Origin of the sequence: Kitasatospora sp. MY 5-36 (assembly GCF_001182915.1) — a bacterium.
In the GTDB taxonomy this organism is placed as follows: Bacteria; Actinomycetota; Actinomycetes; order Streptomycetales; family Streptomycetaceae; genus Kitasatospora.
In genome coordinates this window covers 1-11,302 of record NZ_LFVW01000319.1, presented here as the reverse complement: position 1 = coordinate 11,302, position 11,302 = coordinate 1, and the positions used below count along the sequence as shown (strand labels likewise).

The following is an 11,302-nucleotide window of genomic DNA, read 5'->3' as shown; positions in this document are numbered from 1 at the left end:
GTGCGGCCGGGGGCACGCCGAGCCGGGCGGCGACCAGCCGCCGGACGGCGCCGCGCACCACGGTGAAGCGCTCGCCCGGCCCGGGCTCCATCCGCGCCGCCCGGGCGCGTTCGTCCGGGTCGAGCAACGGCCACAACTCGGCGGCCGGTACGGCTGGTTGACGCGTATCGATCAGCCAGAGGTCGATCGCCGTCACGGCAGGGCCAGCGTGCTGAGCACGCCGAGCCGGCGGTCGTACCCGGCCAGCAGCGCGGGCCGGCCGTCCGCCCGCCAGCGCGGGAGGTGGTCGGCCAGCTCCGCCCAGAGTCCGGTGAACGGCTGGGCCGGCGGGGGCTCCCCGGCGCCGAAGCCGGGGCCGAGCAGGAGCGCCGCCTCCGGCCCGAGCTTCTCGGCCTCGGCCCGGACCGCCTCCGCCGGGGAGGCCTCGCCCCGGGTCTGCCGGACGGCCAGGCCCTCGCCGGGGGCCTCCTCGCAGACCAGCACCACCACCGCGTGCCGCTCCGGCAACGGCACCGGCCCGGACGGTTCGTAGTGCAGCGCGCTCTGTTCGGCGAGCACCACCACGGCCCGGCGGCAGGTGCCGGTGCGCTGGTGGGCGGCGGCCAGCCGCAGCGCGGTGAAGGCCGCCGCGCCGCCCTGGTCGCAGACCGCGAAGGAGAGCGGGCTCCCCGGGACGGACCGGCTGAGCGCCAGCGAGGACGGCGCGCCGGGCCGGACGTCCGGGGTGTCGAAGGCCAGGATCAGCAGGTCCGCCGGCTCGTCCTCGGCCAGCGCCTCGCGCAGCGGTCCGGCGGCCAGCTCCTCGTAGGAGTGGCCGACGCCCTCGCCGAGCAGGTCCTCGCGCAGCGGCAGGCCGTAGGGGCGGACGAGGTCGGAGACGAAGACCCGCAGGTCCGGGTGGAGCGAGGTCTCCGAGCGGCCGGCGGAGCGGCGGGCGAGCACCCGGGTGATCCGCAGGCCGGTGGGACCGGGGGCCACCCGGTCAGTCCTCGGGGATGACGTGCCCGGCGACGTAGTCGGCCAGCCTGGTGACCGACCGCAGGTCGTCCTCGGTGATCTGCTCGACGTCCACCTGGATGTCGAGCGACTCCTCCAGCTCCAGGATCAGCTCGATGGTGCCGGCCGAGGTGAGGCCGAGGTCGTCGAAGAGGCAGGCGTCCTGCGGGATCTCGGGCAGTTCGCGCTTGAGGACGCGCGGCAGGAGCTCGCCGATGCCGTGCAGGATGCGCTCGCGCAGTTCGGGGTCGGTGGTCTGGACCGCGGCTTCTGACATGGGTGTCCCGTCCCGTCGTACGTGGGATGTGTGCTCCGGGGCTTGCAGGCGCCCCGGGGCTCTGGGGTGGTGTGGGAAATGCGGTGTGGGAAATGCGGCGTCGCTGTGCGGACGACGGCCACCGGAGGAGTCGGCGGGCCGTCAGTACCGCATGGCCATCGCGGAGAACGTGGCTCCGACACCGGCGGCGGCGATCAGGTAGTGGTCGCCGCGGCGGAGCAGCCCCCGCGTGGTGGCGGTGTGGAGATTGATGAGGCTGTCTGAGGCGAAACTGTGCCCGACCGACCGCACGTTGTCCAGCACGACTTTCTCGACCGGATAGCCGATCCGGCGCGCGATCATCCGCCAGGACGCCTGGTTGACGTTGTGCGGCAGGATCGCGGCCAGGTCGGAGAGGTCCAGACCGGCCTGGTCCAGGGCGGCCTCGATCGCCTCCACCATCACGTTCGGGTACTCGCGCTGGTAGCGGGCGAGCAGGTCCGGGTCCTCGGCCAGCCGGCCGTCGAACTCCGGGCGCTGGCGCACCGCGAAGGAGAGCATCCGGTGGCGCTCGCCGTCGGCGCTGACCAGGCAGGCGGCCGCGCCCTCGGCGAAGATGCCGGTCTCGGGCACCACCTGGGCGTCCCTGGTAAAGGTCTTCTCGCCGGTCAGCACCAGGGCGAGCGCCGCCGGGTCGGGTTCGGCCGCGAGCAGCCGGCCGGCCAGGTCGATGGCCAGCAGGCCCACCGCGCAGGCGTGGTGGGTCACCGTGAAGGCGTCGGCGTGCGCCAGGCCACGGGTTTCGAGCAGGTCGTGCAGCGGGTTGAGCGGATGGGGCACCGCCACCGGCATGCTGCGGGCATGGATCACGAAGCGGACGTCGCGTTCGCGTCCGCGCAGCTCCGGCAGGTTGTCCAGGGCGGCTTCGAGCAGGTCGGGCAGCGTCCCGGTCGGATCCAGACGTAGCTGGTCCAGGCCGTGGAAGCGGCGGAAGAGACGGAGTTGACGTGGGGTCAGGCCGATGCGCTCGCCCACCGCCTCGATGGGAACGGCGTGTGGGGGGAGGTGGACGGCCACTGCCTCCAGTGCGGTCACCCGGGCTAGTATTCCGACGCCCGCCGGGTCGCACAAGTGATCCCGGGCCCCTCCACCGTCGCCGTCGCTCCCCGGAAGCCGCCAACTGCGCTCCGGTGCGGCCGCGTTCACCCCCGTGCCGTCGAGCAGGTGGGAGATCTCTCATGCCGAACCCTGAACCCCTCCACCCCGACGCCCCGTTGGGCCCGGAGCTGGTGGCCCTGCTGGTCGAGGCGGCCGGCGCGCCGCCCGACTGGGCGCGCCACGTCACCCCGGACGCCCGACTGGACGGCGACCTGCTGCTGGACGAGGACGAACTCGCCGATCTGTCGCTACGGCTGCGCGAGCGCTTCGGTCCGCGGGCCGACCTGGCCGCGCTGCGCGCCGGGCTGGACCTGGTCGCCCTGGAGGCCCTGACCGTCGCCGACCTGCGGCGACTGCTCCCCGAGGAGGACGCGCGATGACCCGGTTCCTGCTGGTGATGCCGCCGTTGACCGGCCACGTCAACCCGGCCGCGGGCATCGCCGCCGAGCTGACCGCACGCGGCCACCAGGTCGCCTGGACCGGCACCGAGTCCGTGCTGCGCCCACTGCTCGGCCCGCACGCCGAGGTGCTCGGCACCGGCACCCGGGCGTTCCGGGCCCAGGGCGGGCACGGACTGGCCGCGCTGCGCACGCTCTGGGAGGGCTTCATCGTCCCGTACGCGCGGTTCACCGCGAAGCCGCTGGACGCGATCGTGCGGGAGTGGCGGCCGGACGTCCTGCTGGTCGACCAGCACACCCCGGCGGGCGCGCTGGTCGCGCACCGGCACGGGCTGCCGTGGGCGTCCTTCGCGCCGGGGGCGATGGAACTGGGCCACCCCTACCGGGCGTTGCCGCAGGTCGAGGCCTGGATGGCCGGGCTGCTGCGCGGGCTGTGGGAGCGTGCCGCGCTGCCTCCGGAGGAGTACCTGGACCCGCGCTTCTCCCCCGCCCTGGTGCTGGCGACCACCGGTCCGGCGCTGACCGGTTCGGCCCCGCCGCCGGAGCACGCGCTGGTCGGGCCGGTGCTGTCGGTACGGCCGCACGACCCGGACTTCCCGTGGGAGCGGCTGCTGCCCGGCCGGCGGCGGGTGCTGGTCACCATGGGCACGCTGGCCGGCGAGCTGGGCGCGGACTTCCTGGCCCGGTCCGTCCGGGCGCTGGAGCTGTGCGGCGACGACGTGCAGCCGGTGTTCGCCGCGCCGCGCGGGCTGCTGCCCGAACTCCCGCCCCGGGCCGTGGCGGTGGACCGGGCGCCGGTGCTGGAGCTGATGGCGCGCGGCGAGCTGGACGCGGTGCTCTGCCACGGCGGGATGAACACCGTGGGCGAGGCGCTGGCGCACGGCCTGCCGCTGGTCACCGCACCGATCCGGCACGACCAGCCGGTCGTGGCCGGCCAGGTGGCGGCGGCCGGCGCGGGGCTGCGGGTGCCGTTCGCGCGCGTCGCGCCGGAACGGCTGGCGGGCGCGCTGCGGGCCGTACTCGACTCCACGGAGTACCGGCGGCGGGCGGTTCAGGTCGGCGCGGAACTGCTGGCCGGGGGCGGTGCGGTGGTCGCGGCGGACCGGCTGGAGGCGCTCGGCCGAACGGGCCCGGGCCGGCGCCCTGTAGCAGACCGGGAGACCGCACGTCCATTGGTCTAGGCCATTGTTTCCTGGGCGGGGTTCGCCCTAGGGTGTCGCAGCGGCACCACCCTCCGCAGGTGCCGGGCCCCGCCTTCCCAGGTGCCGTGGCAGCCCATCCCCGCACGGGAGTTCCCGTTGATCGAGACCACGGGACTGCGCAAGTCCTACCGCAAGAAGACCTCCCGCCGCGGCGGCGACGACACCACCGTCGACGCCGTCCGCGGCATCGACCTGTCGGTCGCCGCCGGCGAGATCTACGGCTTCCTCGGCCCCAACGGCGCCGGGAAGACCACCACCCTGCGCATGCTGGCCACCCTGATCCGCCCCGACGGCGGACAGGCCGTCATCGCCGGGGCCGACCTGTTCACCGACCCCGCCGGGGTCCGCCGCCGGATCGGCTACGTCGCCCAGGGCGGCGGCACCACCGACAACGTCAGCGCCCGCGAGGAACTGGTGCTCCAGGCCCGGATGTACGGCGCGGCCAAGGCGCAGGCCGGCCAGGCCGCCGCGGACGCGCTCAAGGCCTTCGACCTGACCGGGTTCGGCGACCGCCCGTGTGCCACCTACTCCGGCGGCCAGCGCCGCCGGGTGGACATCGCGCTCGGGGTGATCCACCAGCCGCGGGTGCTGTTCCTGGACGAGCCCACGGTCGGGCTGGACCCGGCCAGCCGGGCGTACGTCTGGGAGGAGATCCGCCGGCTGCGCACCGAGGGCATGACGGTGGTCGTCACCACCCACTACCTGGACGAGGCCGACGCGCTCTGCGACCGGGTCGCCATCGTCGACCACGGCCAGGTGGTGGCCGAGGGCACCCCCGAGGCGCTCAAGCGCGAGATCTCCGGCGACGTCGTCCTGGTCGGGCTGGACGCCGCGGAGGCCGCCTTCGAGCGCGCGGCCGCGGTGCTGCGCCCGCAGCCGTACCTGCACCGGCTGGAGCAGAACGGCGACGAGGGGCTGCGGCTGTACCTGGAGGACGGCGCCGCCGCCATCCCCCAGCTGCTGCGCGCGCTGGACGCGGCGGGCCTGACGCCCGGTACCGTGCAGCTCCAACGGCCCAGCCTGGACGACGTGTTCCTGGCCCGCACCGGGCGCTCGTTGCAGCAGTCCTGACCCCGCACCGGGCGCCCGCCGCAGCAGTCCTGACCCGCAGCGGCCGCCCGCCGCGGCAGACCCGCCCCCGCACCACCCGGACCCGCACCACCCGGACCCGCACACCTCCCTGGGGAGACCGTGAAGCTCGCCCGCGACACCTGGCTGATCTTCCAGCGCCAGCTGCTGCTCATGATCCGCACCCCGATCTGGATCGCCGTCGGCATCATCCAACCCGTGTTCTACCTCCTGCTGTTCGCCCCGCTGCTGAAGAAGGTGCTCGCCTCGGAAGGCGCGCGCAGCTACGCCGACGTCTACCAGGTGTACGTACCGGGCCTGTTGGCGGTGCTGTGCATCTTCGGCGGGCTGTACACCGGCTTCAGCCTGCTCGGCGAGCTCAGGTCCGGCATCATCGAGCGCTCGCGGGTGACCCCGGTGAGCCGGCTGGCGCTGCTGCTCGGGCGGGCGATGCGGGAGATGGTGGCGCTGCTGGTGCAGGCCGTCCTGATCACCCTGATCGCGCTGCCGTTCGGGCTGCGGGTGAGCCCGCTGAACCTGCTGCTCGCCTACCTGCTGCTGGGCCTGCTGGCGCTGATGACCTCGGCGATCTCCTTCGGCATCGCGCTGATGGTGCCGACCGACGCGGCGATGTCGCCGGTGGTCAATACCATCGCGCAGCCGATCGCGCTGCTGTCCGGGGTGCTGCTGCCGCTCACCCTGGCGCCGGAGTGGCAGCAGCAGGCGGCCAGGTGGAACCCCTTCTACTGGGCGGTGGAGGGCATGCGCGCGCTGTTCTCCGGGCACGCCGGGGACGACGTGGTCTGGCAGGGGCTGCTGGTGGTCACGGTGATGACCGTCCTGGCGGTGTACTGGTCGGCCCGGCTGTTCTCCACCCGGGTGCGCTGACGGACGGCACGGAGGGGCCCGGCTCGCGATGAGCCGGGCCCCTCCGTCGTCCCCGTAGCGGACTCAGGCGGTCAGGAAGGCCGCCAGCTTCGCCACGCCGTCGATGATCTGCGCCTGCGTCAGCGAGCTGACGGACAGCCGCAGCCGGTGCTCGCCGCCGCCCGCCGGGTAGAACGGCGCCATCGGCGTCCAGAGCACCCCGTGGTCGCGCGCGCAGCGCTCCATGGCCGCCTCGTCGGCGACGAACGGCACCGTCAGCACGGCGAAGAAGCCACCGTCCGGCCGGGTCCAGGAGATGCCCAGCCGGCGCCGCACGGAGGCCGGGAAGTGCCGGTCCAGCTCCCGCAGCAGGGTGTCCATGCCCGCCGCGTAGTGGGCCGTGGCAGGGGCGTTGGCGGCCCGCAGGCGGCAGTCGTGGGTCAGCAGCATGCCGCCGATGACGGCCTGGCTGAGCGCGGGCGTGTTGACCGTCGTCATGCTCTTCAGCTTGGCCAGCTCGTCCGCGAGCAGGCTGCGCCGCCCGTCGGGGCCGGCCACCTCCTGGTCGGCGACCACGTAGCCGAGGCGGGCCCCGGGGAAGCAGGTCTTGGCGAACGAGCCCAGGTAGACGACCTGGCGGCGGCGGTCCAGCGCCTTGAGGGTGGGCCGCTGCCCCGGGGTGCGGGAGAAGAAGCCGTACGGGTTGTCCTCGACGACGAGCACGCCCTCCTCGGCCGCGGCCTCCAGCAGCCCGGTGCGGGCCGCGACCGGCATGCTGGTGCCGGAGGGGTTGGCGAAGTCCGGGACGACGTAGAGGGCGCGCGGACGGCGCCCCTCGGCCCGCACCGCGCGGGCGGCGGCGCGGACCGCCGCCGGGTCGGGGCCGCCGTCCGGGCCCTCGGGGACGGGGCGGACGGTCAGGTCGAGCAGCCGGGCGGCGCCGGTGACGCCGACGTAGCAGGGCGAGCTCACCAGCAGGACGTCGTCCGGGCCGGCGCACAGGGCGCGCAGCGTCAGCAGCATGCCCTCCTGGGCGCCGACGGTGACCACCACGGCCCCGGGGTCGACGGTCAGGCCCTCGTCGTTGGCCAGCGCGCGGGCTACCAGGTCGTTGATGAGGCCCTTGGTCGGGCCGTACTGGAACAGCGCGGTGCGCACCGCGTCCCGCCCGAGGCCGCGGTCGGCCAGGTGGGCGAGGTACGTCTCCAGGTAGGCCGGGACGTCCTCGGGCTCGAAGAAGCCCTCGTAGGGGCGGCCGGGGGCGAAGGAGACGGCGTCCGGGTAGCGGGTGGTGACCTCGTTGAGGAGGGTCATCGCGTCCAGCAGCGGATCGGCCAGGGAGGCGTGCAGGTCGTCCAGTCGGAGGTGCGCCGCGGCGCCTCCCGGAGCGGGCGGAGCCGTCACCGCAGCGCCTCCCGGAGACAGCCGGCCGCGAAGGCCTGGGCCTCGGCGGCGTCGTCCAGGGTGCCGGTCATGGCGAAGAAGCCGTGCGGCATGCCCGGGTAGCGGCGCAGCTCGACCGGGACCCCTGCTGCGCGCAGCGCCTCGGCGTACTGCTCGCCCTCGTCCCGCAGCGGGTCGTACTCGGCGGTCAGCACGGTCGCGGGCGGCAGGCCGGCCAGGGTGGCGGCGCGCAGCGGGGAGGCGTACGGGCTGGCGCCGTCGCCCCGGTCGGCCAGGTAGTGCCCCCAGTACCAGTCCACCGAGCGGCGGTTGAACAGTGCCGGGTCGTCGTGGTCGCGCAGCGACGGGGTGTCGGCGCCGTGGTCGGTGTTGGGGTAGACCAGCAGCTGGTGGCGCAGGGCCGGGCCGCCCTCGGCGCGCAGCAGGAGGGTGAGCGCGGCGGCGAGGTTGCCGCCGGCGCTGTCGCCGGCGACCGCGATCCGGTCCGGGTCGACGCCGAACTCCTCGGCCCGTTCGACGAGTTGCAGCAGTGCGGCGCGGCTGTCGTGGAGCGCCGCGGGGAAGGGGTGCTCGGGGGCGAGCCGGTAGCCGACGGAGGCGATGACGCAGCCGACGGCGTTGGTGAGCCGGCGGCAGATCGCGTCGCTGGTGTCGGGCGAGCCGAGCGTCCAGCCGCCGCCGAACAGGTAGAGCAGGGCGGGCAGTCGGCGGCCGGGCGGCTCGGGGCGGTAGAGCCTCAGGGCGAGTTCGCCGCCGGGGCCGGGGACGCGGTGCTCCTCGACGGCGGCGACCGGCTCGGGCGTGCCGGCCGCCGCGCGGATGTCCGCGAGGTCGGCGGCACGGGCCTCGGCGAGGGTGAGGGTGTAGAGCGGCGGGGTCCCGCTGCTCGCGCGCCGGGCGCGCAGCGCCTCGGCCTGGGGGTGCAGGGGCATGGGCGGATCCGTTCGGTGCGCGGGGCTCGGCGGCGGGTTCAGCAGTCTGCCTCGACGTACACGGTCTCGTCGGTGCGGAAGGCCGTGTCGAGGTCGGCGACGTCCGGACGGGCGCCCTGCCGGTAGGCGCATGGACGGATGCCGTCGGGGTCGAAGCCGGCCCGGGTGAGGACGTGCCGCAGCTCGTCCAGGTCGTAGATCCACTGGTGCCCGAAGTACCGGAAGATCTGGTTCACCAGGAAGGCGGGGCGCTCGGGCATCGGCGGGCCGAAGCCGAGGGTGGTCAGCCGGCGCCGGTGCTTGCCGAGGAAGCCGTCGCCGGTGGCGTAGCCGACCAGGTAGCGGGCGAGGTCGGGGGTGGTCAGGCGCAGGACGCCGCCGGGGCGCAGCACCCGGCGGGCCTCGCGCAGCCAGCCGACGGCGACCGGCATGGTGACGTGCTCGACCAGGTGCTCGGCGTACACCCAGTCGACGCTGGCGTCGGCGAAGGGCAGCGGTTCGGCGATGTCGAGCTGCGTGAACCAGCGGTCGCCGTCGACCCGGTAGAGGGTGCCGGGCGCGGTGGCGGCGTCGGGGCCGCGCAGGGTGGCGAGGTCGGTGCCGAGGCCCTCCGGGTGGGCGGTCCGGAAGGCGGCGAACTCGATTCCGGTGATGCCGAGTTCACGCAGGCCCTGGTGGTCGCGCGGCAGCCCGCCGGGGTGCGCTTCGAGCGTGTCGCAGGTGGCGACCTGCTCGCTGAAGGCGTCCAGCCGGGGGGCCAGCCCGTCCGGGTCGTCCCAGTCCCAGCCCGGGAATCGTTCGTTCTGCTCGGTCATGTGTCGGACCTCCATGGGGGAGAACGCGGTTCGGGTACGGCGCGGTTCAACGGCCGTGCGGTTCAACGGCCGCGTGGTTCAACGGCTGCGTGGTTCAACAGCCGTGCGGTTCAACAGCCGTGCGGGGCTCGGACCCGGCCGGCCGCGCGGGGGTACGGGTTCAACGGCCGCACGGGGGGCCAGGGTTCAGCCGGCCGGGCAGGGCCAGGGCGCGAGGACCGTACGGTCCAGGTCGGCGAGCCGGGGGCGGCCCAACAGGGCCATGGTGTGCTCCAGTTCCTCGCGCAGCAGGTCGAGCACCCGGTGCACCCCGGCCTCGCCGTCGGTGGCCAGGCCCCAGAGCGCGGGGCGGCCGACCAGCACGGCGCGGGCGCCGAGGGCGAGGGCGATCGCGAGGTCGGTGCCGCTGCGCACGCCGCCGTCGAAGAGCACCGGCAGTTCGGCGGGAACGGCGTCGACCACCTCGGGGAGGGCGGCCAGGGCAGGCATCGCACCGTCGAGTTGGCGGCCGCCGTGGTTGGAGACCAGGACGGCGTCGACGCCGTGCTCGACGGCCAGCCGGGCGTCCTCGGCGGTGAGGATCCCCTTGAGGACCAGCGGCAGCCGGGTGCGTTCGCGCAGCCAGGCCAGGTCGGTCCAGCTCAGTGCGGGGTCGAACTGTTCGCGGGCGTGCTCGGCGATGCCCGAACGTCCGGCGGTGGCGCGGTGGCTGGCGGCCGTCAGGGCCTGGTCCAGGTTGACCGCGCGGACGGCCGGCGGGACGGCGAATCCGTTGCGCAGGTCGCGCAGCCGGCGGCCGATCCTGGGGGCGTCCACGGTCAGCACGAGCGCGCCGTAGCCGGCCGCCTCGGCGCATTCCACCAGGGCGGCGAGGACGGCGCGTTCACGCAGCCAGTACAGCTGGAGCCAGAGCGGGCCGGTGGCGGCCGCGGCGATCTCCTCCAGCGTCCGGCTGGCGAACATCCCGGCGACCAGCAGGGCGCCGGCCCGGCCGGCTGCGCGCGCGGTGGCGGTCTCCCCCTCCGGGTCGACCAGCCGGTGGTAGGCCATCGGGGCGATGCCGAGCGGGAGGCGCAGCGGTGCGCCGAGCAGGGTCAGCGCGGGGTCGCAGGCGGAGACGTCGACCAGGGTGCGCGGGCGCAGCGCATGGCGTCCGAACATCTCCCGATTGGCCGTCAGGGTGCGTTCGGCGCCACTTCCGCCTTCGATGAAATCCCAGATTTCCGGTGGGAGTTGGGCGTGCGCCGCACGCTCGATCCCGGCCAGCGTGAGAAGTCCCACGGGCATTCCTCGTTCCAGGACGGCCACACACGGGCCGGTCCTGCTTCGGCAGCGTAGGAGCAACGACCACATTGGTATAGACCTTGATTTGACCAAACGTCTGTGCCAAGGTCTGGCCACGGAATTGGCCGTTCGGATTTGTTAACGGCGTTCATGTCAAAATCCCCTCACTTGTGTGGAGCCGCGTTGACCGGCTTTCTCCCCTCCGTACTTCCGCCTGCCCTCCTGCCGCACTCCGACGCCCCGGACTCCTGGGTCGACCGGCTGCTGCTGGCCGGACCCGGCGGCGAGGAGTGCCTGCGCCTCGGCGCACCGCTCGACCGGGACGCCCTGCGCGCCCTGGTCGAGGAGCAGTCCGAACGGCTGTCGGCCGCCGGGCTCGGACCCGGCGGGACGGCGGCGCTGCGGCTGCCGCCCTCGGTGGCGTTCGTCGCGGTGCTGCTGGCGTGCTGGCGCCTCGGCGCCCAAGTCGCCCTGCTCGACCACCGGTTGACCGACCACGAGATCGACGCGGCGGTGGCCCGGCTGGCCCCGCAGGTGCTGGTAGGCTCCGCCCATCGGTCGGCGGCGGCCCTGCGCGGCTTCTCCGAAGTCGAGCCGGTGGCCGTCCCGCTGGCGGACGGGCGCCCGGCCCGCACCGGACACGCGTTGATCCAGCTCAGCTCCGGATCCACCGGTCCGGCCAAGGTCATCGCCCGCACCGCGACCGATCTGCTGCGCGAACTCGATTGCTACCGAAGGCTGGTGGAGTTCCCCGGCGAGGGCGAGCGGGTCGTCCTGCTCTCCTCGGTGGTGCATGTGCTCGGCCTGGTCGGCGGGCTGCTCAACAGCCTGCACGCCCGGGTCGCGCTCACCGTGCCGGAGCGGATGACGGCGGCGGGCATCCTCGCCGAGGTCGCCGCGAGCGACCGGCCGACCACCGTGA

General features: G+C 74.6%; 13 protein-coding genes. 5 read left to right on the top strand and 8 right to left on the bottom strand.

Features of this window, described 5'->3' with window-relative positions; all coding sequences use genetic code 11:
* From AE652_RS46475 to AE652_RS21095, 4 genes are all read right to left on the bottom strand, one after another.
* Positions 1–196 (bottom strand): hypothetical protein (locus AE652_RS46475; protein WP_199823124.1); only part of this gene is annotated, 196 nt, incomplete at its 3' end.
* Complete coding sequence (locus AE652_RS21105) at positions 193–978, bottom strand: hypothetical protein (protein WP_049653838.1); 786 nt, start codon at positions 976–978, stop codon at positions 193–195. The genes AE652_RS46475 and AE652_RS21105, both read right to left, overlap by 4 nt.
* 4 nt (positions 979–982) lie before the next feature.
* Positions 983–1,273: a phosphopantetheine-binding protein gene (locus AE652_RS21100; protein WP_049653836.1), complete on the bottom strand. Its 291-nt coding sequence runs from the start codon at positions 1,271–1,273 to the stop codon at positions 983–985.
* A gap of 141 nt (positions 1,274–1,414) precedes the next feature.
* Positions 1,415–2,347: a 3-oxoacyl-[acyl-carrier-protein] synthase III C-terminal domain-containing protein gene (locus AE652_RS21095; protein ID WP_049653834.1), complete on the bottom strand. Its 933-nt coding sequence runs from the start codon at positions 2,345–2,347 to the stop codon at positions 1,415–1,417.
* Positions 2,348–2,490: 143 nt separating this feature from the next.
* Between AE652_RS21095 and AE652_RS21090 the strand changes: the two genes are divergently transcribed.
* The 4 genes from AE652_RS21090 to AE652_RS21075 all read left to right on the top strand — a co-directional run bounded on the left by AE652_RS21090 (position 2,491) and on the right by AE652_RS21075 (position 5,966).
* Entirely contained in the window at positions 2,491–2,790 is a 300-nt protein-coding gene (locus AE652_RS21090) for a hypothetical protein (RefSeq protein WP_049653832.1), read from the top strand.
* Positions 2,787–3,989 carry a glycosyltransferase gene (locus AE652_RS21085; RefSeq protein WP_049653830.1) on the top strand — a complete coding sequence of 401 codons (1,203 nt, stop codon included), beginning with the start codon at positions 2,787–2,789 and terminating at the stop codon, positions 3,987–3,989. Before AE652_RS21090 ends, AE652_RS21085 begins: the two co-directional genes overlap by 4 nt.
* 117 nt (positions 3,990–4,106) lie before the next feature.
* Positions 4,107–5,081 (top strand): ATP-binding cassette domain-containing protein, encoded by a 975-nt coding sequence (locus AE652_RS21080; RefSeq protein ID WP_049653828.1) that lies wholly within the window; start codon positions 4,107–4,109, stop codon positions 5,079–5,081.
* A gap of 120 nt (positions 5,082–5,201) precedes the next feature.
* A complete protein-coding gene (locus tag AE652_RS21075) occupies positions 5,202–5,966 on the top strand; it encodes an ABC transporter permease (RefSeq protein WP_049653827.1) in 765 nt (254 codons plus the stop codon).
* Positions 5,967–6,029: 63 nt separating this feature from the next.
* On the opposite strand, the gene AE652_RS21070 is transcribed toward AE652_RS21075, so the two are convergent.
* The 4 genes from AE652_RS21070 to AE652_RS21055 all read right to left on the bottom strand — a co-directional run bounded on the left by AE652_RS21070 (position 6,030) and on the right by AE652_RS21055 (position 10,383).
* Positions 6,030–7,349: a PLP-dependent aminotransferase family protein gene (locus AE652_RS21070; protein WP_053112163.1), complete on the bottom strand. Its 1,320-nt coding sequence runs from the start codon at positions 7,347–7,349 to the stop codon at positions 6,030–6,032.
* Positions 7,346–8,281 carry an alpha/beta hydrolase gene (locus AE652_RS21065; protein WP_049653823.1) on the bottom strand — a complete coding sequence of 312 codons (936 nt, stop codon included), beginning with the start codon at positions 8,279–8,281 and terminating at the stop codon, positions 7,346–7,348. The genes AE652_RS21070 and AE652_RS21065 overlap by 4 nt, the downstream gene beginning before the upstream one ends.
* Before the next feature lie 38 nt (positions 8,282–8,319).
* Entirely contained in the window at positions 8,320–9,096 is a 777-nt protein-coding gene (locus AE652_RS21060; protein ID WP_049653821.1) for a methyltransferase domain-containing protein, read from the bottom strand.
* A gap of 186 nt (positions 9,097–9,282) precedes the next feature.
* A complete protein-coding gene (locus tag AE652_RS21055) occupies positions 9,283–10,383 on the bottom strand; it encodes an alpha-hydroxy acid oxidase (RefSeq protein WP_049653820.1) in 1,101 nt (366 codons plus the stop codon).
* Between the two features lie 180 nt (positions 10,384–10,563).
* On the opposite strand from AE652_RS21055, the gene AE652_RS21050 reads away from it, so the two are divergent.
* Positions 10,564–11,302: AMP-binding protein (locus AE652_RS21050; RefSeq protein WP_234348468.1), on the top strand; the 739-nt coding region annotated here is incomplete at its 3' end.